This window comes from Agrobacterium sp. DSM 25558, assembly GCF_900100825.1.
Taxonomy (GTDB): Bacteria; Pseudomonadota; Alphaproteobacteria; order Rhizobiales; family Rhizobiaceae; genus Agrobacterium.
In genome coordinates this window covers 128,449-155,053 of sequence record NZ_FMUD01000007.1, presented here as the reverse complement: position 1 = coordinate 155,053, position 26,605 = coordinate 128,449, and the positions used below count along the sequence as shown (strand labels likewise).

Annotated in this window: 25 protein-coding genes; 10 read left to right on the top strand and 15 right to left on the bottom strand. The window is 57.7% G+C overall.

Annotation, left to right across the window (positions count from 1 at the left end; genetic code table 11):
* Positions 1-30: 30 nt before the first annotated feature.
* The 5 genes from DSM25558_RS08560 to DSM25558_RS08535 all read right to left on the bottom strand — a co-directional run bounded on the left by DSM25558_RS08560 (position 31) and on the right by DSM25558_RS08535 (position 6,512).
* Positions 31-924 (bottom strand): L,D-transpeptidase, encoded by an 894-nt coding sequence (locus DSM25558_RS08560; protein ID WP_077103739.1) that lies wholly within the window; start codon positions 922-924, stop codon positions 31-33.
* A gap of 88 nt (positions 925-1,012) precedes the next feature.
* Positions 1,013-1,954: an alpha/beta hydrolase family protein gene (locus tag DSM25558_RS08555; protein WP_077103737.1), complete on the bottom strand. Its 942-nt coding sequence runs from the start codon at positions 1,952-1,954 to the stop codon at positions 1,013-1,015.
* A 93-nt stretch (positions 1,955-2,047) separates the two neighbouring features.
* The gene (locus DSM25558_RS08550) at positions 2,048-3,673 is read right to left on the bottom strand and encodes a cisplatin damage response ATP-dependent DNA ligase (protein ID WP_077103735.1); all 1,626 of its coding nucleotides are present in this window, start codon (positions 3,671-3,673) and stop codon (positions 2,048-2,050) included.
* Between the two features lie 217 nt (positions 3,674-3,890).
* Entirely contained in the window at positions 3,891-4,901 is a 1,011-nt protein-coding gene (locus tag DSM25558_RS08540) for a ligase-associated DNA damage response exonuclease (protein WP_077103733.1), read from the bottom strand.
* Between the two features lie 84 nt (positions 4,902-4,985).
* Complete coding sequence (locus tag DSM25558_RS08535; RefSeq protein ID WP_077103731.1) at positions 4,986-6,512, bottom strand: MDR family MFS transporter; 1,527 nt, start codon at positions 6,510-6,512, stop codon at positions 4,986-4,988.
* 110 nt (positions 6,513-6,622) lie between these two features.
* On the opposite strand from DSM25558_RS08535, the gene DSM25558_RS08530 reads away from it, so the two are divergent.
* Entirely contained in the window at positions 6,623-7,162 is a 540-nt protein-coding gene (locus tag DSM25558_RS08530) for a MarR family winged helix-turn-helix transcriptional regulator (RefSeq protein ID WP_077103730.1), read from the top strand.
* Between the two features lie 13 nt (positions 7,163-7,175).
* On the opposite strand, the gene DSM25558_RS08525 is transcribed toward DSM25558_RS08530, so the two are convergent.
* Positions 7,176-8,642, bottom strand: coding sequence for a sensor domain-containing protein (locus tag DSM25558_RS08525; RefSeq protein ID WP_077103728.1), 1,467 nt, complete (start codon positions 8,640-8,642; stop codon positions 7,176-7,178).
* Positions 8,643-8,978: 336 nt separating this feature from the next.
* Between DSM25558_RS08525 and DSM25558_RS08520 the strand changes: the two genes are divergently transcribed.
* Positions 8,979-9,638 (top strand): glutathione S-transferase family protein, encoded by a 660-nt coding sequence (locus tag DSM25558_RS08520; protein ID WP_077103726.1) that lies wholly within the window; start codon positions 8,979-8,981, stop codon positions 9,636-9,638.
* Positions 9,639-9,644: 6 nt separating this feature from the next.
* Here DSM25558_RS08520 and DSM25558_RS08515 read toward each other — a convergent pair whose 3' ends face one another.
* Positions 9,645-10,646 (bottom strand): asparaginase, encoded by a 1,002-nt coding sequence (locus tag DSM25558_RS08515; RefSeq protein WP_077103724.1) that lies wholly within the window; start codon positions 10,644-10,646, stop codon positions 9,645-9,647.
* A 76-nt stretch (positions 10,647-10,722) separates the two neighbouring features.
* Here DSM25558_RS08515 and DSM25558_RS08510 point away from each other — a divergent pair, with 76 nt between their 5' ends.
* The gene (locus tag DSM25558_RS08510; protein ID WP_077103861.1) at positions 10,723-11,478 is read left to right on the top strand and encodes a DUF3750 domain-containing protein; all 756 of its coding nucleotides are present in this window, start codon (positions 10,723-10,725) and stop codon (positions 11,476-11,478) included.
* On the opposite strand, the gene DSM25558_RS08505 is transcribed toward DSM25558_RS08510, so the two are convergent.
* Positions 11,445-12,818, bottom strand: a complete 1,374-nt coding sequence (locus DSM25558_RS08505) for a chloride channel protein (protein ID WP_077103722.1) — start codon at positions 12,816-12,818, stop codon at positions 11,445-11,447. The two genes, DSM25558_RS08510 and DSM25558_RS08505, sit on opposite strands and share 34 nt — an antisense overlap.
* Before the next feature lie 132 nt (positions 12,819-12,950).
* On the opposite strand from DSM25558_RS08505, the gene DSM25558_RS08500 reads away from it, so the two are divergent.
* The gene (locus DSM25558_RS08500) at positions 12,951-13,232 is read left to right on the top strand and encodes a YlcI/YnfO family protein (RefSeq protein WP_077103859.1); all 282 of its coding nucleotides are present in this window, start codon (positions 12,951-12,953) and stop codon (positions 13,230-13,232) included.
* A complete protein-coding gene (locus DSM25558_RS08495; protein ID WP_077103720.1) occupies positions 13,229-13,528 on the top strand; it encodes a type II toxin-antitoxin system RelE/ParE family toxin in 300 nt (99 codons plus the stop codon). The genes DSM25558_RS08500 and DSM25558_RS08495 overlap by 4 nt, the downstream gene beginning before the upstream one ends.
* A 3-nt stretch (positions 13,529-13,531) precedes the next feature.
* Here the strand turns inward: DSM25558_RS08495 and betA are convergent, their stop codons facing one another.
* The 3 genes from betA to betI form a co-directional block, all read right to left on the bottom strand.
* Positions 13,532-15,184 carry a choline dehydrogenase gene (gene betA / locus DSM25558_RS08490; RefSeq protein ID WP_077103718.1) on the bottom strand — a complete coding sequence of 551 codons (1,653 nt, stop codon included), beginning with the start codon at positions 15,182-15,184 and terminating at the stop codon, positions 13,532-13,534.
* A 322-nt stretch (positions 15,185-15,506) separates the two neighbouring features.
* On the bottom strand, positions 15,507-16,970 hold the full coding sequence (gene betB, locus DSM25558_RS08485; protein WP_200800737.1) for a betaine-aldehyde dehydrogenase: 1,464 nt from the start codon (positions 16,968-16,970) through the stop codon (positions 15,507-15,509).
* Positions 16,971-16,986: 16 nt separating this feature from the next.
* Complete coding sequence (gene betI, locus DSM25558_RS08480; protein WP_077103714.1) at positions 16,987-17,598, bottom strand: transcriptional regulator BetI; 612 nt, start codon at positions 17,596-17,598, stop codon at positions 16,987-16,989.
* A 439-nt stretch (positions 17,599-18,037) separates the two neighbouring features.
* On the opposite strand from betI, the gene DSM25558_RS29235 reads away from it, so the two are divergent.
* The 5 genes from DSM25558_RS29235 to DSM25558_RS08455 all read left to right on the top strand — a co-directional run bounded on the left by DSM25558_RS29235 (position 18,038) and on the right by DSM25558_RS08455 (position 22,083).
* Positions 18,038-18,274 (top strand): ribbon-helix-helix domain-containing protein, encoded by a 237-nt coding sequence (locus DSM25558_RS29235; protein ID WP_077103712.1) that lies wholly within the window; start codon positions 18,038-18,040, stop codon positions 18,272-18,274.
* 171 nt (positions 18,275-18,445) lie between these two features.
* A complete protein-coding gene (locus DSM25558_RS08470; RefSeq protein WP_371479669.1) occupies positions 18,446-20,245 on the top strand; it encodes a GGDEF domain-containing protein in 1,800 nt (599 codons plus the stop codon).
* 80 nt (positions 20,246-20,325) lie between these two features.
* Complete coding sequence (locus DSM25558_RS08465; protein WP_077103710.1) at positions 20,326-21,324, top strand: NAD(P)H-quinone oxidoreductase; 999 nt, start codon at positions 20,326-20,328, stop codon at positions 21,322-21,324.
* A gap of 82 nt (positions 21,325-21,406) precedes the next feature.
* Complete coding sequence (locus DSM25558_RS08460; RefSeq protein WP_077103709.1) at positions 21,407-21,661, top strand: hypothetical protein; 255 nt, start codon at positions 21,407-21,409, stop codon at positions 21,659-21,661.
* Positions 21,658-22,083, top strand: a complete 426-nt coding sequence (locus DSM25558_RS08455; protein WP_077103707.1) for a hypothetical protein — start codon at positions 21,658-21,660, stop codon at positions 22,081-22,083. The genes DSM25558_RS08460 and DSM25558_RS08455 overlap by 4 nt, the downstream gene beginning before the upstream one ends.
* 314 nt (positions 22,084-22,397) lie before the next feature.
* Here the strand turns inward: DSM25558_RS08455 and DSM25558_RS08445 are convergent, their stop codons facing one another.
* The 4 genes from DSM25558_RS08445 to DSM25558_RS08430 form a co-directional block, all read right to left on the bottom strand.
* Positions 22,398-23,435 (bottom strand): sulfate/molybdate ABC transporter ATP-binding protein, encoded by a 1,038-nt coding sequence (locus tag DSM25558_RS08445; protein ID WP_077103855.1) that lies wholly within the window; start codon positions 23,433-23,435, stop codon positions 22,398-22,400.
* 11 nt (positions 23,436-23,446) lie between these two features.
* Entirely contained in the window at positions 23,447-24,319 is an 873-nt protein-coding gene (gene cysW / locus DSM25558_RS08440; RefSeq protein WP_077103703.1) for a sulfate ABC transporter permease subunit CysW, read from the bottom strand.
* Positions 24,312-25,169 (bottom strand): sulfate ABC transporter permease subunit CysT, encoded by an 858-nt coding sequence (gene cysT / locus DSM25558_RS08435; protein WP_077103701.1) that lies wholly within the window; start codon positions 25,167-25,169, stop codon positions 24,312-24,314. The genes cysW and cysT overlap by 8 nt, the downstream gene beginning before the upstream one ends.
* A gap of 137 nt (positions 25,170-25,306) precedes the next feature.
* A complete protein-coding gene (locus tag DSM25558_RS08430; RefSeq protein WP_077103699.1) occupies positions 25,307-26,332 on the bottom strand; it encodes a sulfate ABC transporter substrate-binding protein in 1,026 nt (341 codons plus the stop codon).
* Between the last annotated feature and the right edge of the window lie 273 nt (positions 26,333-26,605).

Here is a 26,605-nt window from a genome sequence, read left to right as displayed (position 1 = left end):
CCATTCGCAAAGCATTCTTTTCGCGCGTGATCAAATAACCACAATCGGCGCGCCCTGCGGCACGCGGTCGTAGAGATCGACCACATCCTGATTGAGCATGCGCACACAGCCGGATGACGTCGCCTTGCCCACCGACTGCCAGTCCGGCGTGCCGTGAACGCGGTAAAGCGTATCCTTGCCGTCCTTGAAAATGTAAAGCGCCCGGGCACCGAGCGGATTGTTGAGACCGGGAATCATGCCGCCATTGGCAGCCGATATCGACGCCAGCTCCGGTTGTCGTTGCACCATCTCGTCCGGCGGCGTCCAGCGCGGCCACTTCGCCTTCCATTGTATCTTGCCGCGACCGGCCCATGCATAGCCATCCCGCCCGAGACCGACGCCGTAACGAACGGCTTTTCCACCCGGTTGAACGAGATAGAGGAAATGCTGCTTCGTATCGACCACGATCGTGCCTGGCGCTTCTGCGGTCTGGTAGTCTACGTCCTGGCGCAGGAAGCGGGGATCGACGCGGGAATAGGGAATGGCGGGCAGCGTGTGACCTTCATCGCTGATCTGGTCGTACATGGCGCGGTGCAGCGGGTTGGATACCGGCAGGCCGTAGCCAACGGTCCGGTTGCTGTAAGCGGGCGACAGGCCAGACCCTGTCGGCTGGGCCGTCGAAGGCGGGCCGTAAAGCTGCTGGAACTGCGAGCGGAAAAGATCAGGCGGGCGGCTGTTGATCGAACCCGGCGTCGGCGGAAGCGGTGGTCGTGGAATGGAGCCGACATTGTTGTAATTGAAGACAGGTGCCGTCTCCTGCACAAACACGTCAGGGTTCATGCGGCTCGTATCCGTTACGAAAAGGCAACCGCTCAAAATCGGCATGAGGGAAAGCACCGCAAAGGACACAAGGCGACGGCAGTGTTTCAAGGATAGAACTGTCATTGAACCGCTTCACAGGGAGTGATCGTTGCGGCAACAATGACCTACCCGGCTGGCGCGAAGCTGGAGGAATGGTCAGTTCTAGATGGGATCAGGCAAACTGGTTGAAGAAACGAATGCTTTCCACCACCGCACCCGGCACCACACCGTTATGATTGCCTGGCAACAGCATGTTGTCTATCCGCATTCCCACCGATTGAACCCGCTCCATCAACAGTTTGTGGTCGGCATCAAAGGGACGCTCTTCCGTGCCGCGCAATAATAATGTCGGGCATTTGAGGCTCGGCCCGAAGCAGACGGACGAACGCATGACGAATTCCTGGGGATTGCTGTCATCGAAACAAACCTCTTCCGTATAGCGATTGAAGTAACGCCATGAATTGACCCCGGCGGAAATAGGCACCGCCGCACGGAATTTTCGCGTCATGGATGCCAGCAAGGACAAAGTCCCGCCGTTGGAGTGACCGGCTAGAAAGACGCGGTCCGGGTCTATTCCCGGCAGGCTTTCTAGATAGGAGGCCGCGGCCAGCGCATCCGAAGTCTCGTCGTAAAAACCTGAATAATTGCCCTTCTGGCCGTTTTCGCCACGGAAAGACGGCAGCAGGACGACGAAGCCCGCTTCCCAATAGGGCTTCATCAAAGCCCAATGGCCGTCGCCCGTGGCGTTACCACCGTGCAGAAAAAGCACGGCGGGCTTCAGTTTCTTGGACGGCGTATAGTTCGAAAGCCATGCCACCAGTTCGATGGACCCGTTCGGTCCGCCGGAATATGTCACACGCGTTCCGTCCACAGGCGTGCCGAGCGGCGCGGACTTTTCCGGCGCGGAAATCTTGCGCAGCAAATGGGTGCGGAACCGCCTGCGCGCAGCGGCGTAATCGAGCTCTTCCAGCGGCAGGCTGCTTGGCATGCTCAAGCTGGCGCTTGTCCGCGTAGGGACGAGTGCCAAAGCGGAAAGCCCGGCCGCCCCTACCAGCAAGTGGCGGCGCGTGACGCCAGTGCGAGAAACTGTTTGCGAGGAGGAATCATCTTCCATATGCGATCACCAAGAACAACGTTGCGCACATTTCAATTTCACCATTGACCCATTCGATTGTCCACTCACTGTTTCGAGAAAACTGGCGACAATTTATCCAGCCTTCTCATCGATCATCGCCATAAGTGTGACCAACCGATCCGCTTCAGACGGTAATTTATCAGCCCTTAGTCTCGCAATACGGGGAAACCGCATGGCAACCCCGGATTTGTGACGATTGGAGCGATTGATGCCTTCGAATGCCACTTCCAGCACGAAGCCGAAATCCGGCGTGGCGCGCACCGCACGGACAGGCCCGAAGCGCTCGACCGTGTTGTCGCGCACGAACTTGTCCAGCACTTCCAGCTCCGCATCGGTAAAGCCGAAATAGGCTTTTCCTACTGGCACCAGTTGCTCGCCATCCTCACTTTCCGACCAGACGCCGAAGGTGAAATCCGAATAATAGCTGGAGCGTTTGCCGTGTCCGCGTTGGGCGTACATCATGACAGCGTCGATGTTGAAGGGATCTCGCTTCCACTTGAACCACGGCCCTTTGGCGCGCCCGGCCTGATAGATGCTGTCCTTGCGCTTGATCATCACGCCTTCGATGACGGGGTCGGGCGGTGCTTTGCGCAAGGTTTCCAGCTCATCCCAGCTGGCAAACGGCACCAGCGGCGAAAGATCGAACCGGTCATGCGGGGCGTTGTCGATGAGATGCTCGAGCTTTTCGCGGCGCTTCAGAAATGTCTGCGCACGAATGTCTTCTTCGCCCTCGAACAACAGGTCATAGGCGCGGATGAAGGCGGGATATTCCTCCAGCATGCGACCCGTCACGGTCTTGCGGTTCAGTCGTTGCTGGAGATCGGAAAATGTGCGGGTCGCAATGTTGGAGCGGGCCGTGCCGCCAATCAGCAGTTCCCCATCCATGACGCCTTCGAAATTGATGCGTTCCAGCACATCGGGAAACGCGCCGGAGATATCATCGCCGGAGCGGGAATAGAGCTTGCGGGTTTCGCCAGAGCGGGACAGCTGGACGCGAATGCCATCCCACTTCCATTCGGCAACGAAGTCCTGCGGATCGAGATTTTGCAGATCATTGTCGCCGACAGGCGTGGACAGCATGACGGAATGGAAAATGGCGGGCGTGGCCAGAACGGGGCGTTCGGCCTTATCTTCCAGCCATGCGAAAAGCGGCTCATAGGGCGGCCTCAGACCATGCCACAGCGTTTCGATTTCCGTGATGTCCCTGCCCCCGAAATCCGCCAGCGCCTGACGCGCGAGCCGTGCGGATACACCGATGCGCAAGCCACCGGTGACGAGCTTGAGGAATGCGAAACGGGAGGACGTGTCCAGCCTGTCCAGAAGATCGCGCACGGCAGAGCGGACTTCGGTTCGGCCCAGCGAGTTCATCAGGCCGACGACTTCGCCAAGGCCAGGATCATCCGCCTGCGCCACGTCGGCATTCTGGCTCGTATCCCAGACCAGCGCGATGGTTTCTGCCAGATCGCCGACATAGTCGTAGGAATACCGAAACAGCACCTCGTCCATGCGCTCCATGACCAACTCGCGCAGCATGGCAGGCTTGACGCTTTTGAGGTCTAGCGTGCCAGCAATAGCGGCAAGGCCGTAGCCCCGGTCGGGGTCGGGCGTGTCGCGAAAGTAATCCGTCAGCAGCTTGAGTTTGCCGTTGCGGGACGGGGTGAGGACGAGGCGGTCTAGGAGGGTTGCGAAGGATTTCATGGGAGGGGGCGCTCCCCGACGTTGGGAACTGTGGGTGGGATACCCCCCTCTGTCCTGCCGGACATCTCCCCCTCAAGGGGGGAGATCGGCAAGACGTACCCTCTATACTCTATACGCAGCGTTGCAGATGGGCGAGACGTCTCGACGAGTCGATCTCCCCCCTTGAGGGGGAGATGTCCGGCAGGACAGAGGGGGGTAAACCACGAACTCCGCACCATCAATCCCCCTCATCCTCATAGCCCACCAAATGCAGCGGTCGGGCCGGAATGCCCTGCAGCTCGCACCAGCGCACCAGTGCCTCTTCGCGCCCATGCGTCACCCACACCTGCGACGGTGCAACTTCCCTTATGGTTTCCAGCAGTTCCGGCCAGTCACAATGGTCGGAGATAACAAGCGGCAACTCGACGCCACCCTGCTTGGCGCGCTGACGCACCATCATCCAACCGGATGCAAAGGAAATCAGTGGCTCGTTGAAACGGCGGGCCCATTTTTCCTGAAAGGCCGAGGGCGGACCGACGACGATGGCACCCTTGAACTGGGCGGGATTGCTCTTTTCCAGCGTTGCTGGACGCAGATCGCCAAGGTCGATGCCTTGCGAGATATAATAGTCGCACAGCTTTGCCAGCGCACCGTGGATATAGACCGGGTCGGAATATCCATTGTCACGCAGCAAACGCAGCACCCGCTGTGCTTTACCAAGCGAATAGGCACCGACCAGATGGGTACGCTCCGGGAACTGTTTTATCGACGTCAGAAGCTTGGCGATCTCTCGGGCGGGCTTCGGGTGATGAAACACCGGCAGTCCGAAGGTTGCTTCGGTGATGAAGACATCACATGGCACTGGTTCGAAGGGAGCACAGGTCGGGTCTATGCCGCGTTTGTAATCACCGGATGCGACAATGCGCGTGCCGTCATGTTCGATGGAAATCTGCGCCGAACCCAGAACGTGACCGGCGGGATGAAAGCCGACGGTGACACCATTGACCTCGACTGTTTCGCCAAAGCCGATCGCCTGTTCGCTGCCGGTGAAATCCTCACCATAACGAATGCGCATGATATCCAGCGTCTGGCGGGTGGCCAGAACCTTTTCATGGCCAGCGCGGGCGTGGTCGGAGTGGCCGTGGGTGATCAGCGCCCGTGGCACGGGGCGCACAGGATCCACATAGAAATCACCGACAGGGCAATAGAGCCCTTTCGGCGTGGGATTGAGCAATTTCTCTGGCTTCATATGCGCTATCATTCACGGCGTTGAACGAAGAAACGCGCGCCGCAGCAACACGTTCCTCGCACCACAATGTTTTCAGCGCTTGTCCTATTCCACCGCGGCGACGGGCTTTTCCGTGACCGTTGCGGGAAGCCGGACATTCTTCAATGCCAGTGCAGCCACCAAACCAATAGCAGCTGTTGCGGCCGCCGCATAAAACAGCGGGGTGAAAGCGCCAGCATAGAGATTGGCAACGGCTGTTTGTGAGGCTGCCGGCAATTCCGCCAGCATTTTTGGCGTCAGTTCCTGTATCCTGCCGACGCCTGGAATATCGACAGCGAGGCCCTTGAGACTGGACGCTACGATTGCACCATAGACGGAAATCGCAATCGCGGCTCCGCCCATGCGGGTCAGCGTTACCGCGCCACTGGCTGCACCGATATCGGATTTTGGTGCCGAGTTCTGTACGCCGATAATGGGTGCCTGTTGACCCAGACCGACACCCAGCCCCTGAACGAACATGATGGCACCAATGATGTAGAGCGGCGTTCCGGCATGCATTTGCGAAAACAGCAGCATGGCAACCACACCAATGCTCAGGCTAGCCACGGAGAAGGGTTTGTAGTTGCCGGTTTTGGAGATCATGCGCCCCGCCGACAGCGAACCCATGACGATCCCGCCGGTAATGGCGATGAAGAAAAGCCCGGCAGACGATGGCGAAAGGCCGGTAGTCGTTTGCAGAAACAGAGCGTAATAATTGACCATGCCGATGCCGAGCCCGCCGCTGACCAGCGAGATAATCATGAACAGCGGGAATGTGCTGTCCTTGAACAACCGCAAGGGTACGACAGGTTCGAGCGCGCGGCGTTCCACCTGCACCCACAAATATGCGGTGATAGCGGCAAAGGCGACGATGCACAGGCTTTTCCACGCGAAGATGGAGCCGAAGAGTTGTGAACTGTCAGCCCAAAGGACGACGCTGGAAATCGTCAGAGCCAGCAGCAACGCACCGAGATAATCGATCTTCGGCTGACGTTCAGGACGACGATAAGGCAACATGAATGCAAGGCCGGTGAGGACCACGATGCCGATGGGAAGGTTGATCAGGAATATCGAGCGCCATCCGAACACATCGCTCATCGTGCCGCCAAGGAGCGGACCGACGCTGCCCGACGCCATGATGACGAGGCTGGAATAGCTCTGGTAACGAGCCCTCTCCCGCGCTTCGAACAGATCGGCATTGACGGAGAAGATCGATACCATGATACCGCCACCGCCAAAGCCTTGCAGCACGCGCGCGGCAATCAGGGAATCCATCGACCACGCCAAGCCGCAGGCCAGCGACCCGAGGGTGAAGATGACGATGGCGGCCATCATTACATATTTGCGGCCGAACAGATCACCCAACTTGCCATAAACAGGCATAACGGCGCTGGTGGCGAGGAGATAGGCTGAGCCGATCCAGCCGAAGCGTTCCAGCGCGCCGAACTCACCGACGATCGTCGGCAGCGCCGTCGATACGATCTGGTTGTCGAGCGTGGCCATGAACATCGCCAACATCAGAAAGGAAAACACGACAAGCCTGCGGCGGCGATCTGGAACCAGCGGCACCACGGGCGTAACGGACATATTCATAGGAGATCTCACACTTGATGAGAAATTTATGTGCCTTTCGCATATATGTGTCAATGACATATTTTTATTTACGTGATAGCGTCACATGAAGTATCGGGGGAATTGCAGGAATGAATGCGCCGACATCGTTTTCGGAAGATGCTGACACAGTCGACCGCGACGAGGTCCTGAACATCAGCCACACCATGACGCGCATGCGGCTGATGATCGGGCGTCGCGTGATCGGGCGTATGGCCATTGCCAAGCTGGCACCCGGGCTGGAGCTATCGCATATCGATGTGCTTGACATCGTCAACCGCGCAGGCGGCGTGGCGACTGTCGGAGCAATTGCCGAAGCCATGCGCCTGGACCCCTCTCGCGGAAGCCGCGTGGTGGCGGAAATGGTCGGTCGCGAACTTCTTAAAAGAGAGGCCTCCCAGGAGGATGGGCGACGGAGCGTCATCAATATCACGCCGCTGGGCCACAGCATTCTGGAGGAGATGCGCAGCGCCAAAATCAGCATTATTCGCGAGGTGGTCAGCGACTGGCCAAGCGAAGATATCGCGGAATTTGCCAGATTGTTCGACAGGTTCATCGGGCGTTTCGAAAAGCGCCTTGCGCCGGATGCCGTTGCGTTTCAGGCTGCGGCAAAGGCGGATACGGGCCGCTAGAGCGACCTCGTGATCAGATACCGGCACCAAAGGACTGCTCGAAGACGCGCACGGTGTTGCGACCATTCTTCTTGGCTTCGTACATGGCCGCATCAGCTTTTGCCAACAGGGCTTCCGGCGTTTCACCGTCGCTGGGGTAAAAGGCCGTGCCTGACGAACAGGTTACCCTGACAGAACCGTTTTCCAGCGCAATCGGCTCGGCTGTGCGCTCACGAATGCTTTCCAGCCGCCGCAATATCCCCGGCTCATCGTGTCTGGGATTGCTGAATATGATGGCGAATTCGTCTCCGCCCAGCCGCACCGCAATGTCGGAGGCGCGAATGCAACTGGTGATGCGCTCCGCCAGACTGCGCAGAACCTCGTCGCCGACGGCATGTCCGTGGACGTCATTGATCTGCTTGAAGTTATCGAGATCGATATAGGTGATCGCCACCAGCCTGTCTTCGCGCTTTGCCTCGTGAATGGCGCGGCGGAACTGTGTCCAGAACAGGTTTCTGTTGGAAAGCCCCGTCAGCGGATCGTGATGCGCCATGAAGTGCACCCGTTCCTCGGCGCGGCGGCGGTCAATCGCGATGCCAGCGATGTTGGTCGCCATATCGATGATTTCTTTTTCGATCTCCGTGGGCTCCCGCACCGTACCGGAATAGAGGCCGAATGTACCGAGCAGCGCGCCGCCGTGCCCCATGATGGGTGTGGACCAGCAAGAGCGAAGGCCATGCCGCATGGCGACCTCCACGAAGTCCTTCCACAACGGGTCCTGAAACGTATCGCTGACATAAACGGCTTCGCGCCGCCACGCTGCCGTGCCGCAGGAGCCGACCGCCGGGCCGATCTCCACACCTTCGATCAGCGATGTGTAACTTTCCGGAAGAGATGGTGCAGCGCCATTACGCAGCCGGTTTTGCTCCACCAGCAAAATCGAACCGGTGATATTGTCCAAAAGGTTTTCCACCGTACTGACGATGGCTTCCAGTATCTTTGGCAAGGGTTGCCCATGGACGATCATTTCCAGAAGGGCGGCGTGGCTGTGGCGCAGGGATTCCTGCCATTTGGCGGCGGTTATATCGCGGGAAACCCCGGCAAGACCGATAATCTCGCCCTTGTCATTGCGGATCGGGATGCGGGTGCCCGAATACCAACGAACGTGGCCATCCCTGGAGATACGCTCCTCAGCCTCATACAATCCCTCGCCAGTCGCCATGATGCGCCGGTCCATCTCATCGATCCGGCGCGCGACATCTGGCGGGGCCATGTCGAAAATCGTCAGTTGACGGCCTTTGATGAAACTGACCTCGTGACCCAGGCATGCAAGTGCCGCCGCATTCATGTAGCTATAGCGGCCGTCGAGATCTTTGAAAAAAACCATCTCCGGTATGTTGTCGAGAAGATAGGATAGTCTGGAGTCGGAAAGGCCGGTCTTGAGCAGATCCATCGCCAATGCTTGTGTGCTCAACGAACGAGCGCCATTTTCTTCACGCATCGTGCAACGCTCCCTACCAACGCTACTCTCCCCATTTGTCCATTGCTCTGAACAGCCGGAAACCATATTTCACGGACAGAGATCAGCGACTACGGAACATAGAGCAAAATTACTTATGCCCGATTAAAATAAGCCGTAACACTGTCAATATCTGCAAATAGATTTACGGCTGAACAATATGGGTACAATATATCCGAAATTAACTCTATTCTACTTAAAATGCAATCGAAAGATGCATTTGGTTATCAGAAAAAAACACGCCCCCGTGCGATATTCCGGCTTCCGTTTTGTAAATGTCAGCAATAGTTTACCTCCACAAATCGAAGGGAATTGCTGATGTTGACGATCTATGGAGTTTATCGCTCTAGAGCCACGCGCACGTTATGGCTGGCCGGAGAACTCGGGCTTGAATTCACGCATGTGCCCGTCATCCAGGCCAGACGGTTGAGCGATCCTCTGGCAGCGGATGCGCCCATCAACACGCTGACGCCGTCCTATCTGGCGATCAACCCCATGGGCACCATTCCCTGCATCGGTGACGATGGCATGGTTCTTTACGAGTCGATGGCAATCAACCTGTATCTTGCGCGCAAGCATGGCACAGCCCTGGCCCCGGCGGATATCGTTGAAGACGCGCAGATGATGCAATGGTCTTTCTTCGCAGCCACCGAAATAGAGACCAACGCGCTGAAGATTTCCTCCACTGCCGCCGAAGGATTGGCCGACAGCGACGCCGGACAGGCAGTGATTGAAGTGGCGGCGCGCATGTTGCGCCGACCGTTCAAGGTTCTCGAGCAGCATCTATCCGGCAAAGACTATCTGGTCGGCAACCGGTTCAGCGTCGCAGACATCAACGCTGCCGAAGTCGTGCGCTACGCGCAGGCGCATGCGCCGCTGTTCGATGCCAACCCGTCGGTCAAGGCGTGGCTGGAACGCTGCCAGTCCCGCCCCGCGTTCAAGGCCATGTGGGACGCCCGCAACAACGAAGCGGCGTGAACCGGCCTATAGCCTGGTGGTCACTCTGATGTCGCCGACATGGATGCCGTTCCAGTTTTTCATGGAGCGGTTTGCCATGCTCAACAGCGTCTGCTGTTCGGGGCTATCCTTTTCAAAATAACGCGCCAGCAGCGCGGCAATCATGGCTTCTGCTGCGCGCGTCGTGCCATCCTCGCACTTGACGGCCATGGCAATGCCCTGCTGCGGAAGGGCGGCGACGAACACGCCCTCGGCACCGGTCTTGGCGAAAATCTGACCGGGTGCGATCTCCATCAGCCGCGTGCAGGTACGACCCGTTCCAGCCACGTAAAAGGGTTGCGCCATGCAGGCATCGATCAAGCGGCGTGAGGCCTTTGCCCGTGCCTGTTCCAGCCCCTGCCCCGTTGCCATTTTGGCAAAGCCATGCGCCAGACCTTTCAACGGAATGGCATAGGTGGGAATGGAGCATCCATCGATACCGCAATTATCATGACCGATGGCCGCGCCCGTCAGGCTTTCCATCGTGGCGCGGATTTCGGCCTGGAGAGGATGGTCGTAGCCGACATAGCCATTGGTTTCCATGCCCGTATGGACGCAGGTGCAGACGAAGCCGGAATGCTTGCCTGAGCAATTGTTGTGAAGTGCCGATGGTTTTTCCAATGTGCGAGCCTGATGGATGATGGTCTTCTGATCGGAAGACCAATGCGCGCCGCACTCCAGCGTCTCCACGTCCTTACCAGCCTTCGCCAGCATACTCGCCGCAAGCTGCACGTGGGCATCTTCACCCGAATGAGACGCGCAGGCGAATGCCAACTCCTTTGCCCCGAAACCATAGGCATCCGCCGCGCCGCTTTCCACCAGTGGCAGCGCCTGCATCGCTTTGCAGGCCGAGCGCGGAAACACGCCACCTTCGATATCACCCGCCGAGAACACGACCTCGCCTGCACCATCCATGACGACGGCCATGCCGCGATGACGACTTTCAACGAGATTTCCTCTGAAGACTTCGACGGTAACGGGGTTGTGCATGGGTATGGCCTCAAAAAATGCGAATTTGGGATCGTTGTTTAAAGGAATTGTCGTCACGATGCACGAGGTTGCCGCATTGAAATTTGCCAAACGTTTTTTAGTCGCCGTCTTCGTCATCTACCTGTTGCCGGCGCTGGCGTCGGCAGGGCTGTGGGCCATGAAGGAGCACCCCACCGGCTATCGCAATGCCCGCTGGTCTTCGGCGGGTATTTTGCCGGAGGCACAGGCCGATAAGCCTGCGGCCATCTACGTCTATTCCGCCATGACAGGCGGCTTCAAAGGCTCGATTGCCAGCCATGCCTGGATCGTGGTGAAAAAAGAAGGGGCATCCACGTATGAGCGCTACGACAAGGTGGGCTGGGGTAATCCCATTCGCCGCAATGCCTATGCGCCCGATGCCTATTGGTACTCCAACATGCCGCGCCGCGTCGTGGAACTGCACGGCGAGGAAGCAGAACGGTTGATCCCGAAAATCGAGCAGGCAATCGCCGATTACCCCTATGGAAAGCCGGGCGGCTATCACATCTATCCGGGTCCCAACTCCAACACCTTCGTGGCGCATGTGCTGCGCCACGTGCCGGAACTGGGTGTGGTGCTGCCGCCCGATGCTGTCGGGCGCGATTATCTGCCCAATGGAGAGTTCATCCACATTGCCGAAGACTGGAAGGATGTCAGCGTTTCGCTCGGTGGCTTCCTCGGCGTCTCCGCAGGTGCCAGAAGTGGTTTCGAGATCAATTTCCTCGGTCTCGTCGCCGGGATCGACATCGTGAACCCCGGCATCAAAATACCGGGGCTCGGCTATTTCGGCACGGCATCGACGTTGGGCGTATGATCATCTGGCGTACGGTGCGCGCGCTTGGCACGAATACCCTGCGCGATGAAGACCCGTGACAGGCCGTGATAAAGCGGTTCCGCCGAAATCATCCGCGAGGTGATATAGCCCAGCATGGACGCCGCCATGATGGGGATGACCGCCTCGTGGTTGCCGGTCATTTCCAGAATGATGACGAAGGCCGTCATCGGTGCCTGCACGACCCCGGCGAAATATCCGGCCATGCCGAGAATGGCACCAAGCCCGATGCTGGTGCCGAGAATGGACGACACCGTGCTGCCGAAACCGGCACCGACCGACAGAGAAGGCGCGAAAATACCGCCGGGAATGCCCGACATCATCGCAAGAAAGGTCGATGCCAGCTTTTCGAGGAAGAAGAAGGTCGGAGCGCCCTGCCCTTCGATGGCGGAACGCGCCTGCTCATAGCCAGTGCCGAAAGTCGCACCACCCGTTGCCACACCGATGATGGCGGAGGCTAGACCGCAACCGGCCGCCACGATCAGCATCCGCTTCAACGGCACGCTATGGCTCCAGCGACGAATGCGCTGCGAGGCTTTGAGCGCACCGGCGCTGAACAGCGCACCGAACACACCGCCACCGATGCCGCAAACCAGCACCAGACCCCAATCCGCCGCCGTCTGGGCCACAACTGTGCTCGTTCCGAAATAGGTGTAGGTTCCGACAAGACCCAGCGATGCGAGGCCCGACAGGATGACCGCCGTCAGCACCAGACCGTTGGAACGCGCCTCATAGGTCCGGCTCATTTCCTCGATGGCAAAGACGATACCAGCGAGAGGCGTGTTGAAGGCCGCGGCGATGCCCGCAGCGGAGCCCGCGAGGATCAATCCCCGCGCCTGCGCCATGCCACCAATGCGTGCCGCCTGAAGCATGATCGATGCGCCGACCTGCACGGTTGGCCCCTCACGCCCGATGGAAGCGCCGGACAGTAGACCGGCAATGGTCAGCACGATTTTGCCGACGGCCAGTTTCAGAGACAACAACCGTGACCGGTCCTCATCATCATGAAAGTGCCGTGCCGCGATGGCCTGCGGAATGCCGCTACCGCCGGAATTGGGAAACACCGTGATGGCCAGCCACGCACAGAGCGCAAAACCGAGCGGGGTGATGATCAACGGCAGAAGAAAGGCCCACTCTCCCGACGAGGTGACGGAAAAGAACAGATGCTGCGCCCAATCCGCCATCTTTGCGAATGCAACGCTGATGACACCGACGGCCAGAGCGCCGGTCCAGAACACGGCTCGCGGTTTCCACACACGCCACGAACCCCACATGACGCGGGAGCGGCGAAACATCTTCATTTTCTTGTATTTGGAAGGCATGGCAACTTTTCTGTCGTCCGGGGAGAGGGCTCACTTATCGGACTGACAGACCACGATTGCAACCTCGTCTTTGACAATTGCTATGGAATGGCGCAGGATCGCGCATCGCAATTGCACTGCATGGAGCCGGCTATGAAAAGCTCAACGATACCGTCACTGAGGGTAACCTCGGATTTTCGCGAAGCAGCCGAAAGCGTTTTGAAGGAAGGTGAAACGCTCTCGTCCTTCGTTGAGGATTCCGTACGACGCCAGGTCGAGATTCGGAAATCGCAAGCAGAGTTCATTGCGCGCGGGCTTGCTTCATTGCAAGAGGCCGAACGAACAGGCGTTTATTATACGACTGAAGACGTCCTATCGATGATGAAACGAAAGCTTGACGCTGCCAAGGCCGCCCAAACCAAAAAAGCCGGATGAGTTACGCGCTGCGCTTCACCACAGACGCGTTGGCAGATTTTGACAGGATTTACGACTTTCTTGTCGTCTACGATGTCGATCTTGCCGAAAGGGCTATCCTCGCCGTGAAAACGGGTCTGCAAACCTTGACCGAGTTTCCCCTCAGTTGCCGAAAGGTCGAAGGCGGCAACGGTGTCGTACGTGAACTTCTCGTACCGTTTGGATCGTCGGGATATATCGTATTATTCCGCATCGACAGCCCCGAGATAGTAACCGTCGCGGCCGTACGCCATCAACGCGAAGACGACTATCACTGACGCTTACCGGTCGCTTACCTCCGCACGCGGGTTGACCCATGGCTCTTGATTGGAGCGCGGCAGCGGCTGTCTCCCCAGAATATGGTCCGACGCCTTCTCGCCTGTCATGATCGAAGGGCCGTTGAGGTTGCCATAAGTGACGTGCGGGAAGATCGAGCTGTCTGCCACCCTCAGGCCGTCCACGCCGATGACCCGGCATTGGGGATCTACGACCGCCATTGGGTCGCTTCGGTCGCCCATTTTGCAGGTGCCGCAGGGGTGGTAGGCGCTTTCCAGATGCTCACGCAGGAACGCATCGATGTCTTCGTCGGACTGCACCGCCTCCCCCGGCTGGATTTCCGGCCCACGATAATCATCGAATGCCGCCTGGCTGAAGATATCCCGCGTCAGGCGCACACAGTGGCGGAATTTTTCCCAGTCTTCGGCGTGGCTCATATAGTTGAAACGGATGACCGGATCGTCCTTTGGATCAGACGATCGCAACGTGACACTGCCGCGTGATTTCGACAGGTTGAAGCCGACATGGACCTGAAAGCCGTGGCTTTTCGCCGCCGCCTTGCCATCATAGGAGATGGCAACGGGCAGGAAGTGGAACTGGATATCAGGCTGTTTGAGGCCCGGCTCGGAGCGCAGAAAGGCGCAGGCCTCGAACTGGTTGGATGCACCGAGGCCGCCCTTCGTCACCAGCCACTGCGCGCCTGCAACGCCCTGCCAGAACCATGGTAACCATGAGTAGAGCGAGACCGGCTTGGTGGAGACCTGCTGGAAATAGAATTCCATATGGTCCTGAAGGTTGGCACCGACACCGGGGCGATCCGCTATCACCTCGATGCCCATGTCCTGCAAGTGCTGGGCGGGGCCGATTCCGGAGAGCATCAGCAGCTTGGGCGAATTGAAGGACGAGGCCGAGACGATCACCTCTCGGTCGGCGCGTATGGTTTCCACCCCGCCCCGACGCTCGATCTCGACACCCGTGGCGCGGCCGTTTTCGATGACGATCTTGCGCGCAAAGCCATGCACGAGCCTAACATTGCTACGTTTCAGCGCGGGCCGCAGATAAGCATTGGCCGCAGACCAGCGGCGACCATTGTGAATGGTCTGCTCCATCAGGCCGAAACCCTCCTGCTTGGAGCCATTATAGTCGTCCGTCAGTTCAAATCCCGCCTGCGCACCGGCCTTGACGAAGGCGTGGTTGAGCGGATTGTTCATCGGCCCACGCTGAACATGCAATGGTCCATCCGTCCCGCGCCAACCTTCCTCGCCGCCATGGCTGGTTTCCATCCGCTTGTAATAGGGCAGCACATCCGCATAGGACCAGCCGTGAGCGCCAAGCTCCTCCCACCGGTTGAAGTCCTCCGCATGGCCGCGAACATAGACGAGACCATTGATGGAGGATGAGCCGCCAATGACCTTGCCGCGCGGCGCGGTGATGCGCCGATTGTTGAGGTTCGGCTCTGGCTCTGAGTGGTAACCCCAATTGTAACGCTTCATGCTCATCGGCCATGCAAGGGCGGCTGGCATCTGGATGAAGGGGCCAAAATCGGAACCGCCGGCTTCGATGACGATGACGGAATATTTGCCGTCTTCCGACAGGCGGTAAGCCATGGCAGAGCCTGCGGAACCCGAACCGACGATGACGAAATCTGCGTTTTGCATTGTGGTTGCTCTTTGCTGTAGCCACCTCGTCCTTCGAGGCCCGTTTCACGGGCACCTCAGGATGAGGTGGAGAGAGGTTGTGCATTTATTTCGTTGAAGAACGTGAGTGCTCGGGTGCCTGAGGGCGAAACGCCTGCTCTCATCCCTATCTTGAGGTACCCATAAAATGAGCCTCGAAGGATGAGGTGGAGAGACGTTGCGTTTTGTCGTTGAAAACGTGCGTTGCTGTGGAGTGCTGAATGCCGAAACGCGTGCTCTCATCCTCATCCTGAGGTGCCCGTGAAACGGGCCTCGAAGGACGAGGATGAGCCTCTGATCTCGATCAATACGGCGCATCCACCCTCCCCGTTGCAACATACACCGTCTTCAACTCGCTATAATGACTAAGCGCCGCCGCTGAATTCTCACGCCCAAACCCTGATTGTTTCGACCCACCAAACGGCATCTCAACCGGGCAAAGATTGTACGTGTTGATCCACAACGTCCCCGCCTCCAGCTGGTCCACCACGCGGTGCGCGCGGTTAATGTCCGCTGTGAAGACGCCGCCTGCCAGGCCGAATTCGGTGGCGTTGGCGCGGGCGATGACGTCATCTTCTTCATCGAAATCCAGTACGCACATGACCGGTCCGAAGATTTCCTCGCGGGCGATTGTCATGGTGTCGGTCACATCGGCAAACACCGTCGGCTGCACGTAAGCGCCCTCACCCGGCACGTTGTTGGGAATGCCGCCGCCGGTGATGAGCGTGGCGCCCTCGGCCTTGCCCTTTTCGATATAGTCCAGCACCTTTTCCTGCTGCGCCTTGGAAACAAGCGGGCCAATCTGGGTCGCCTCATCCATAGGCTCGCCAATGATCATCGCATCGGTGCGGGCTTTGAGGTTGTCGAGGAAACGCTGCTTTGCACCACGCTGTACGAATACGCGCGTGCCGTTGGAGCAGACCTGGCCGGACGAGTAGAAGTTGCCCAGCATGGCACCGCCGACGGCGCTTTCGATATCGGCATCATCGAACACGATCAACGGCGACTTGCCGCCCAGTTCCATGGTTACGTGCTTCAAATGCCCGGCAGCAGCCGCGGCCACCTTACGGCCCGTTGGCACGGAGCCTGTGAGCGAAACCTTCGCGACATCCGGATGGTTGACCAGCAGCGGGCCGGTGTCCCTATCGCCCTGGATGACATTGAACAGGCCCTTCGGCAAACCAGCTTCCACCAGAATTTCCGCAATCTTCAACGCACCGAGCGGAGTATTTTCCGATGGCTTGAAAACCATGGCATTACCAGCAACCAGCGCAGGTGCGGCCTTCCAACAGGCGATCTGTTGCGGGTAGTTCCAGGCACCGATGCCGACGCAGACGCCCAGCGGCACGCGCTTCGTGTAGGCAAAATCACCGCCGAGCGGGATGTAATCGCCGTTCAATGCAGAGGGCGCGATGCCGCCGAAGAATTCGAAGGCATCCGCGCCGGAGGTCGAATCCGCGACGATGGTTTCCTGAATGGGCTTGCCCGTATCCAGCGTTTCAAGCTCCGACAAAGCGCGGTTGCGCTCGCGGATGATATCGGCGGCACGGCGAAGGATGCGGCCGCGCGCCGTGGGGCTCATGGCCGCCCATTCCTTCTGTGCCTTTTTCGCGGAAGCAATGGCGCGTTCCACGATAGCGGGCGTGGCAGCATGCAGCCTCGCAACGACTTCCCCAGTGGCCGGGTAAATGCTTTCGAATACAGTACCTTCAGCATCTTCGACGTAATCTCCATCGATGAAATGCGAGGCTTTCGGCTGGGCTTTCAATGTCATTATGTGGTCCTTACAAAAGGCGAATGGACGGCTTGGCGTCCGCAAAAGGTTTGAGCTGTGTGTCGAAATAATTCTCCACCAGCGCTGGCGCTGCGGAGATGCCGAGTGGTGCGGCCTGAAGACTGTGCCTGATATAGAGCCCGTCGATCAGGGCCGCCGCCCCTTCCGCAATGCGGGCTGCATCATCCGGCGGGCACAGACGATTGAGGCTATCCACGATATTGGAACGCAAGCGTCTGTTATAAATGACCAGCAGGCGGCGCATGTCTTCGGATCTTTGGGATTCCACATAAAATGCAAGCCATGCGGCAACCGTTTCATTGGTGAACTGGTCACTTTGGAACGAGACCCGCACGATGGCGCTTAGCCGTGCCCGAGGGCCTGATGCCCGGCTCAGCGCCGCAATCGCGTCGACACGAAGGGCGCGCAGCAGACTGCGGATGGTTTCCAGCAGAAGCTGCTGCTTGCTGCCGAAATAATGATGCGCAAGCGCCGCCGATACTCCTGCCTCACGGGCGATATCCGACATGGTCACATTCAGGGAGCCCTGCTGACCGATGGTGCGAAGTGCAGCGTCCATCAGCGCTTTCTTGCGCACCGGCTCCATTCCGAGTTTGGGCATTGGCACTCTCCTTTGGAAGGCAATTTATTATTGATTGACTGATCAATCAATAATAAATGCGACACGCGAACGTGTTCTTTGCGCCGTCTCCAACGTGGTTGGAAACCTTGTCCGTTACCGCAAATGTGGTAGGTTATGCTCACTGGCAGATGAGAGGTCGTACGCATGACCCATGGCATTCGCTTGATGAACGGAAGTTGCTGGCGCGCTGCGCTTGGCTGCGCGGCGGTTTTTGCTGCACTTTCCCGTTTTGTAAAACGAACATTCACTTGGAACATAAAAGGGAGGTCGGCGTTTCTTCGGGCGCACTTCACATTTGTGCTAATATAATAATCACGCAAGTTCGCTCACGATTGGCCAGTGACGAACATTTAAAACGGCCATGACGGTTCGCTCTCACATCTGTGCAGCGCGGAACGATCAAACAGGGAGAAGCATGATGCCTATGGTAACTGTATCTATTTCCCCGGAACAAGCTGCGAAGATGCGCGAGGCAGTCGACTGCGGAGACTACGCATCCGGAAGCGAAGTCGTTCGTGCAGCTCTTCGGCTTTGGGTTGAGACTGCTGGTCGAAACGAGGCTTCAAAGCGAGGTAACTCTTTCGCCCCAGCGGGCGAACACCTGAACGTTGCAGAGCTTTATGCAGCCCACGCCCTGAAAAGGCGGCATGGCTAAAACACTGATGCTGTTTCGCTAAAGCTATTTTAGCGGGTTGCAGTGCTGTCATAAAAAATTCAAAGAAGCGTCATCAACGAGAAAGTTTTTGTTGAGAACTTTCGGACATTCTCCTGCGCAAGAGCGCCCGCCAAAACCATAAAACAGGGCGCGTCGGTGGAGAAGATCATAATGTCGACGGCGATCGACCCGGACGTCATCAGGCGTTTTGCTAGCGGGCAAATGGCTTCTATGGCAAAACTTGTTCTTGAAACAGCGTTTCAGCCCATTGTCGAAGCGTCTACCGGCACCGTATTCGGCTATGAGTCGCTCATGCGCGGTTTCGATCGCATCGGCTTTTCCAGCCCGCTGGATCTTCTGGACCAGATTGCCGAAGATGGGCAGCTTCTGACCGTGGAACAGATGCTGGCCGGACGGGCGCTGGCGAAGTTCTCCACCTTGCCGGAATTCTCCTCAGCAACTCTGTTTCTCAATCTCGATGTTCGCTTGATACCGCATGGCGATGCCATTCTGGACAAGCTTCTGGAGCATCTCGCCAAGGCATCCATTCCGCCGTCCTCCATCTGCTTTGAACTTTCAGAACGTTTCGACAATACCAGCGTGCCGGAATTCAGTGCGCTGATCGGGCGCATGCGCAAGGAAGGTTTCAAACTGGCAATCGACGACTTCGGCGTCGGCCACGGCGAGATGAAGCTTCTGTGCGATTTTCCGGTCGATTATCTGAAGATCGACCGATACTTTATTTCCGGTGTGGACCGTAATCCGCGCAAGCGTCATCTCGTGAAGAACATCGTCAACATCGCGCATGTGTTGGGTGTGCGGGTGATTGCCGAGGGCATCGAAACCGAAGCGGAATTTCTGGCCTGCCGCGAACATGGCGTTGATCTGGTACAGGGCTGGTTCATCTCCCGCCCCACGACCTTTGTCAGCGAGTTGCAGAGCGGTTTTCCACATCTCCAGCACTTGGGCGAAACGCGCCGCAGCAGCCAGACGCTGGACGAAATCCTCATCCGCCGGCAGATCGAGCGTCTGCCGACTGTTTTTGAAAACGATACCATCGACAGCGTTTTCGAGCTCTTCCGCCGCAACCCGGCACAGGCCTTCTTTCCGGTTCTCAACGCCAATGGAGAGCCGCGCGGCGTTATCAACGAACACCACCTGAAAGAATACATCTACCAGCCGTTCGGTCGCGATCTTCTCAAAAACAAGGTTTACGAGCGGACAATTTCGCATTTCGTCGATGGCGCGCCCATCGTCGGGCTGGATGCGGATGCTGATCAGTTGATGAACGTCTTTGCCAATACAGGTGGCAGCGCGTGCGTTATTCTGACCGAAAACATGCGCTATATCGGCGTGGTGTCCGCCGCATCGTTGATCAAGGTCATCAATGAAAAGCAGCTGAAGCTGGCGCAGGAACAGAACCCGCTGACGGCCCTGCCCGGTAACCGCGCCATCAGCGGCTTCATCGAAGACAGCTGTGGCGACAGCGACGATAACCGCTTCTTCTGCTATTGCGATTTCGACAATTTCAAACCCTTCAACGATAAATACGGCTTCCATGTTGGCGACCATGCCATCACGCTGTTTTCGGCCCTGATGAAACGCTATTTCTTTTCCGGCGACTGTTTCCTTGGCCATATCGGCGGCGACGATTTCTTCATCGGCGTTCGCGACTGGACGCAGGACGAAGTCACGGAAATTCTCGAGCGCCTGCTGAGCGATTTTCACGACGACGTGGTGCAGCTTTATTCGGACGAGGACCGCGCAGCGGGACAGATCAAGGGCCACGACCGGTTTGGCAACGAGCGGGACTTTGCCCTGCTGCGCTGCTCCATCGGCGTGCTTCAACTGTCCAAGGGCTTGATCATTGGCGACCCGGAGCGGATCGGCGGCGAGATCGCCACGATCAAGAAGGCTGCCAAGGAAAACGACTTTGGCCTTGTCATGCGCACCTACGGCGAGACTATTTGAGCTCAGCGACAATGCGCCTTCTTTTAAGTGCCGCAGATGTGACCTAAGTTCAGGGCAATGAAACCCGACGGAGGCCCTTGATGACTTTGCCCGAAACGATGAAATTTGTTGACCTGCCAACCTTCGGCGCACCCGACGTCATGACCTTCGCGACAGGGCCTTTGCCAGCCCCCAAAGCTGGAGAGATTCTCGTCAAGGTGCAGGCGGCGGGCATCAACCGACCAGACGTCGCGCAACGGCAGGGCACATATCCAGCGCCCAAGGATGCTAGCCCGGTTCTAGGGCTGGAGATTGCCGGAGAAGTCGTGGCACTGGGCGGAGGGGTCAACGAGTTCGCACTGGGTGATCAGGTCTGTGCACTGGCAAATGGTGGTGGTTATGCGCAATATTGCGTGGTGCCTGCGGGCCAGGCCCTGCCCTTTCCGAAAGGATATGACGCGGTGAAGGCCGCCGCACTGCCGGAAACCTTCTTCACCGTCTGGGCCAATCTGTTCCAGATGGCAGGGCTGACGGAAGGTGAAACCGTGCTGATCCACGGCGGCAGCAGCGGTATCGGCACAACGGCCATCCAGCTTGCCAAGGCTTTCGGCGCTGATGTCTACACCACTGCGGGCTCGAAGGAAAAATGCGAGGCCTGTGAAAAGCTCGGTGCTAAAAGAGCGATCAACTACCGCGAAGAGGACTTCGCCGAAGTCATCAAGTCCGAGACCGACGGTAAGGGCGTCGATGTCATTCTCGACATGATCGGCGCATCCTATTTCCAGAAGAACCTCGCCTCGCTTGCCAAGGACGGATGTCTGTCGATCATCGCATTCCTGGGCGGCAATATGGCCGAAAAAGTCGATCTGCGCCCCATCATGGTCAGACGCCTGACGGTCACCGGTTCCACCATGCGCCCGCGCACCGCAGACGAAAAACGCGCCATCCGCGATGAGTTGGTAACGCAGGTCTGGCCGCTGCTGGAAGCTGGTGAAATTGCGCCGGTTATTCATGATATCATAGACTTTGACCACGTTGCAGATGGTCATAGGTTGATGGAGTCGAGCAGCCATATCGGCAAGATCGTGATGAGACTGTAACGTCTGCGAACATACTCGCCGTCTCATCCGCTTGACAAAATGTGTAAAATTCGTATTTTACACAAGAAGGAGATTACCGGCCATGGCTCAAACTTTGCGCGTTTCAGCAACTGACTTCGCTCGTAAGTTTACGACATTCAGGGAACAGGTGCAATCTGAAGGGGTCATTGAAGTTACGGCCCACAACCGTACGATCGGAGCGTTTTTGTCTGCTTCCGAGCTCCTTCACTATCAAGATTTGAAAAGGCGCGAACGCCAGGTCATCCGGGTAAGCGAATTAGATGATGAAACCATGACACTGATCATGAACGCCGAGTATGGCAAAGTATCAGAGTGAGTTACCCAATTCCCGTCCCGGGCCTTGTCGTCCGTTACAACTATTTGTGGGATAAGGAAAAAAGCCAAGGCCTGTCTACCGGAAGCAAGGACAGGCCCTGCGCTATTATCCTTTATCATTCCACGAACAACGACACGATTGTCGTGCCCATCACACATTCTCCTCCCGAAATTGGCGAGGAGGACCTATCAATCGAAGTTCCTGTCGAACTTTGCGACCAGCTTGGCCTGGATGAGCAAACCAACTGGATTCGTTTGAGCGAAGTCAACAGATTTGAGTGGCCAGGAAACCATCTCAGGCCGCTTCCCTCCAATCCGAGCCGTTATGATTACGGCATGATTCCTCCAGAGTTTTTCCAAGCAATCAAAACCAAGCTTCGCGAAACGATGATCAAGGGTAGAGTTGCTTTGGCTAAGCGCTAGGGAGCGAAACATAAACCTCGTTCGTCCAGTCATTCGACATGAAAGCAGAAAAGGCGGCGTGAATTTTCTCACCCCTTGCAATCTCGCCGAATCGTATTACCTTCTTCTCATGTTCAACGTAGTGAAAGGAAGGTGATCCAATGTCTAATGAGATTTCGGTCTTCGTAGCAGGCAATGGAAAGGATTTGATTTTGACGAGGCAGCCCTCGGCTTGATCCGCCTTCCAGCGGGACGTTGTTAAACGTTTCCAGGTCTGAAACGAGACCAAACTCATGGAAGGGCCGCCACAAGCGGCCCTTTTCCTATTCTGGGCTTTACTTGCGGAAGACTTTCCAGCGCGTTGGGCGAAAGCGGACTTCGTTGCCGACGGCGACTGTTGCGTCGAGCGGGACTTCGATTTCCAAGTGGTGCGGTTCGTGGCCGTTGTTGGCGATGTCGATTTCGGCGATACGCGTTCCCGCCAGACGGCGGCAGATGGTAACCTTGCCGTAGAGCGCATCGCGGTCATCGGTCAGGATCACATCTTCCGGGCGGAAGAACAGATCGCCGTCGCCTTCGCAGGCATCACGTACGCCGATGTTTTCTCCCTGAAACAGCATGTGCCCATCGCGGATGGTGACCGGCAGGTTGGACGATTCTCCGATGAAGGAGAAGACAAAGGGCGAGTTGGGGGTGTCGTAGACATCGTCGGCAGTGCCGACCTGCTCGATTTTGCCCTGGCTCATAACGACCACACGGTCGGCCAGCTCCAACGCTTCTTCCTGATCATGCGTCACGAACACTGTCGTGTGGCCGGTGCGGTCGTGGAACTCGCGCAGCCAGCGGCGCAGTTCCTTACGGACCTTGGCATCCAGCGCGCCGAAAGGTTCGTCCAACAGCAGAACTTTGGGTTCGATGGCAACCGCACGGGCCAGCGCCACACGCTGACGCTGGCCGCCGGAGAGCTGGTTAGGATAGCGGTTTTCGAGGCCGGAAAGGTGCACCATATCCAAGAGGTCGGAGACCCGCTTGCGTATTTCGGATTTCGCCGGACGTTTAGAGGATGGGCGCACCTTCAGGCCAAAACCGATATTATCGGCGACCGTCATGTGGCGAAACAGGGCATAGTGCTGGAAGACGAAGCCGACATTGCGCTCCTGCACAGAGCGGTGGGAGGCATCTTCATCACCAAAGAATATCTGGCCATCGGTGGGCTGCTCCAGTCCGGCAATCAGACGCAAAAGCGTGGTCTTGCCGGAGCCGGAAGGGCCGAGCAATGCGATCAATTCCCCGGAACGGATATCGAGAGAGACATTGTCCAATGCCGGAAAGCGGTCGAACTGCTTGGTAATGTTGGAAACTTTGACGTCCATGGACATGCCCTTCAATGCTTGCCGGCGGCGTTGCCCGCGCCAAAGCGTATTTCAAGAATGGTTTTGAGAACAAGCGTGACCAGCGCCAGGCCAGCCAGCAATGTTGCGACGGCAAAGGCCGCACCGATATTATACTCATTGTAGAGGATCTCGACATGCAGCGGCATGGTGTTGGTTTCGCCTCTGATATGGCCTGACACCACCGAGACGGCACCGAACTCACCCATGGCGCGGGCGTTGCACAGCAGCACGCCGTAGAGCAGGCCCCATTTTATGTTTGGCAGGGTGACGAACCAGAAGGTCTGCCAGCCGGAAGCACCGAGCGAAATCGCCGCCTCCTCGTCACCGGTTCCCTGATCCTGCATCAGCGGAATCAGCTCGCGCGCGACGAAGGGAAACGTCACGAAGATGGTGGCGAGCACGATGCCCGGTACGGCGAAGAGGATTTCGATGCCATAGCTTTTGAGGAATGGCCCCAGCACGCTGTGGGACGAAAACAGGATGACGTAGACGAGGCCTGAGATGACCGGCGAGATGGAGAATGGCAGATCGATCAGGGTGATCAAAAACGCCTTGCCCTTGAACTCCAATTTCGCGATCGCCCAGGCGGCGGCAACGCCGAAGACGACGTTGAGCGGCACCGAAATGGCAGCGACGAGAAGCGTGAGGCGGATAGCCGATAGCGCATCCGATTCGATGATCGATTCCCAGAAATATTCGCCACCCTTGCGGAAGGCCTCCACGAAGACGGCGACCAGCGGCAGGACGAGAAACAGCGCCAGAAACAGGAATGCAAGGCCGATCAGCACCAGCTTTGCGGGCAAGCCTTCGCTGGCCGGATCACGAAAGGGTCTGGATGAGATGGTGCGCGCGTTATCAGGCATAACCGTACCTCTTGCGGCTCCACGCCTGAATGAGATTGATGACGAACAGCATGGAGAAGGAAATGATCAGCATGATGGTGGCGATGCCGGTGGCGGCGGGGTAGTTGAACTCTTCCAGCCGGATGACGATGAGAAGCGGTGCGATTTCAGAGACATAGGGAATATTCCCGGCAATGAAGATGACCGAGCCGTATTCCCCCACGCCGCGCGCAAAGGCCAGTGCAAAGCCGGTGAGGATGGCGGGCGTTAGACCGGGCAGCAGAATGCGGGTGATGGTCTGGAAACGGTTGGCACCCAGCGTTGCGGCCACCTCTTCCACCTGACGGTCGATTTCTTCCATGACCGGCTGCACAGTGCGCACGACGAAAGGCAGGCCGATGAAGATGAGAGCGATGACGATGCCGGTCGGCGTAAAAGCGATCTTGATGCCGAAAGGCTCGAACATCTGCCCGACCCAGCCACGGTTGGAATAGAGCGCGGTCAGCGCAATACCGGCAACGGCTGTGGGCAGCGCGAACGGCAGGTCCACGATGGCATCCACGAAGCGACGGCCGGGGAAGCGATAGCGCACCAGCACCCAAGCGATGAGGACGCCAAAGACGGCGTTGACGAGCGCTGCCAGAAACGCGGTGGTGAACGAGATGCGCAACGCGTTGAGCGTTCTGCTATCGGTCGCAATCGCGAAGAATTCTCCGGGACCGAGCCTAGCGGTGGACCAGACCAAGCCGGCGAGCGGGATCAAAATAATCAGAAATAGGTAGGTGATGGTGTAACCGAGCGTCAGACCGAAGCCCGGCAGGACACTGGATTGACGCCACTTCCACTTCGTTGGCGATGGGGTATTGCTCATCAAGGCTCCGGGTAAAACGGGGGCCATCGTCAGCCGCCCTCTTATGCGCCATCGACCGGCCCCAAGGCCGGTCGATCGTGTCTCCGATCCGAACAGGTCGCGATGGCGCGGCCTGTTTGGCGTTTTACATCATCCGCTTACTTGGCGGGCTTGTAAATCTGGTCGAAAATGCCGCCATCCCCGAAATGTTCCGGCTGCGCCTTCGCCCATCCGCCGAACTGCGGATCATCGATGGTGACGAGCTTGATATCCGGCAGCTGCTTCAGCAGATCCTTGGAGACGACCGAAGGATTGGACGGACGGTAGAAGTGCTTGGCTGCAATGTTCTGACCTTCGTCGGAGTAGAGATATTGCAGGTAGGCTTCGGCTGCCTTGCGGGTGCCCTTCTCATCGACGTTCTTGTCAACGACAGCGACCGGCGGTTCAGCGAGGATAGAGATTGGCGGAACGACGATTTCGAACTCGTCCTTGCCGAATTCCTCACCGGCCAGATAGGCCTCGTTTTCCCAGGCCAGCAACACATCACCGATCTGGCGCTGTGCGAATGTCACGGTCGATCCACGGGCACCCGTATCAAGCACCGGAGCGCGCTTGTAGAGTTCGCCCACGTAAGCCTTGATCTTGGCCTGATCGCCCTTGTATTCCTCGTTGGCCCAAGCCCAAGCGGCCAGATAGTTCCAGCGCGCACCACCCGATGTTTTCGGGTTTGGCGTAACGATCTGGATATCGCCCTTCACGAGATCACCCCAATTGTGGATGCCCTTCGGGTTGCCCTTGCGCACAAGAAACACGATGGTGGAGGTGTAAGGCGATGAATTGTGCGGAAGACGGGTGCGCCAGTCGGCGTTGATCTTGCCGCTGTTCTTGACGATGGCGTCGATATCGCTCTGAAGTGCCAGTGTTACCACATCGGCTTCAAGACCATCGATCACCGAGCGGGCCTGCTTGCCGGAGCCGCCATGCGACTGCTGGATGGTGACATCTTCACCGGTGTCGGCTTTCCATTTTTTCGCGAAGGCTTCGTTGAAGTCCTTATAGAGTTCGCGGGTCGGATCGTAAGAGACGTTCAACAGTTTGGTGTCTGCCGAGGCCGTTCCGACAGCACCCAGAGTGACAGACAGGCCGAGCGCGACAGCGCTGAGGCTGGATAGTAATTTGGACATCGTAACCCTCCTAGATGCTCTGCGCCTCACACTACTTGTAAAGCCCGGCTGGTCAATCAGGTGCGATCCAATCGCAAAAGTGTTTCCATTGGGGTTGCTTGAACGGCAACAAACACGCCGCCAGTCTAACAAAACACGCAACAGGACGCACGGAAAACGGGCGGCGAACGCAAAATCAGTTCGCATTTTTACCATAATTCCGCCGCGAATACGGAAAAAATTTAGCTGGCGGGAATGTTTTTCTGGGCGACTGGCACCATCCGGACCGTTCAC

Coding starts and splice junctions, on each gene's coding strand:
- DSM25558_RS08560 (WP_077103739.1), bottom strand. CDS start 924: ATGACAGTTCTATCCTTGAAACACTGCCGTCGCCTTGTGTCCTTTGCG.
- DSM25558_RS08555 (WP_077103737.1), bottom strand. CDS start 1,954: ATGGAAGATGATTCCTCCTCGCAAACAGTTTCTCGCACTGGCGTCACG.
- DSM25558_RS08550 (WP_077103735.1), bottom strand. CDS start 3,673: ATGAAATCCTTCGCAACCCTCCTAGACCGCCTCGTCCTCACCCCGTCC.
- DSM25558_RS08540 (WP_077103733.1), bottom strand. CDS start 4,901: ATGAAGCCAGAGAAATTGCTCAATCCCACGCCGAAAGGGCTCTATTGC.
- DSM25558_RS08535 (WP_077103731.1), bottom strand. CDS start 6,512: ATGAATATGTCCGTTACGCCCGTGGTGCCGCTGGTTCCAGATCGCCGC.
- DSM25558_RS08530 (WP_077103730.1), top strand. CDS start 6,623: ATGAATGCGCCGACATCGTTTTCGGAAGATGCTGACACAGTCGACCGC.
- DSM25558_RS08525 (WP_077103728.1), bottom strand. CDS start 8,642: ATGCGTGAAGAAAATGGCGCTCGTTCGTTGAGCACACAAGCATTGGCG.
- DSM25558_RS08520 (WP_077103726.1), top strand. CDS start 8,979: ATGTTGACGATCTATGGAGTTTATCGCTCTAGAGCCACGCGCACGTTA.
- DSM25558_RS08515 (WP_077103724.1), bottom strand. CDS start 10,646: ATGCACAACCCCGTTACCGTCGAAGTCTTCAGAGGAAATCTCGTTGAA.
- DSM25558_RS08505 (WP_077103722.1), bottom strand. CDS start 12,818: ATGCCTTCCAAATACAAGAAAATGAAGATGTTTCGCCGCTCCCGCGTC.
- DSM25558_RS08500 (WP_077103859.1), top strand. CDS start 12,951: ATGAAAAGCTCAACGATACCGTCACTGAGGGTAACCTCGGATTTTCGC.
- DSM25558_RS08495 (WP_077103720.1), top strand. CDS start 13,229: ATGAGTTACGCGCTGCGCTTCACCACAGACGCGTTGGCAGATTTTGAC.
- betA (WP_077103718.1), bottom strand. CDS start 15,184: ATGCAAAACGCAGATTTCGTCATCGTCGGTTCGGGTTCCGCAGGCTCT.
- betI (WP_077103714.1), bottom strand. CDS start 17,598: ATGCCCAAACTCGGAATGGAGCCGGTGCGCAAGAAAGCGCTGATGGAC.
- DSM25558_RS29235 (WP_077103712.1), top strand. CDS start 18,038: ATGCCTATGGTAACTGTATCTATTTCCCCGGAACAAGCTGCGAAGATG.
- DSM25558_RS08470 (WP_371479669.1), top strand. CDS start 18,446: ATGTCGACGGCGATCGACCCGGACGTCATCAGGCGTTTTGCTAGCGGG.
- DSM25558_RS08465 (WP_077103710.1), top strand. CDS start 20,326: ATGACTTTGCCCGAAACGATGAAATTTGTTGACCTGCCAACCTTCGGC.
- DSM25558_RS08460 (WP_077103709.1), top strand. CDS start 21,407: ATGGCTCAAACTTTGCGCGTTTCAGCAACTGACTTCGCTCGTAAGTTT.
- DSM25558_RS08445 (WP_077103855.1), bottom strand. CDS start 23,435: ATGGACGTCAAAGTTTCCAACATTACCAAGCAGTTCGACCGCTTTCCG.
- cysW (WP_077103703.1), bottom strand. CDS start 24,319: ATGCCTGATAACGCGCGCACCATCTCATCCAGACCCTTTCGTGATCCG.
- cysT (WP_077103701.1), bottom strand. CDS start 25,169: ATGAGCAATACCCCATCGCCAACGAAGTGGAAGTGGCGTCAATCCAGT.
- DSM25558_RS08430 (WP_077103699.1), bottom strand. CDS start 26,332: ATGTCCAAATTACTATCCAGCCTCAGCGCTGTCGCGCTCGGCCTGTCT.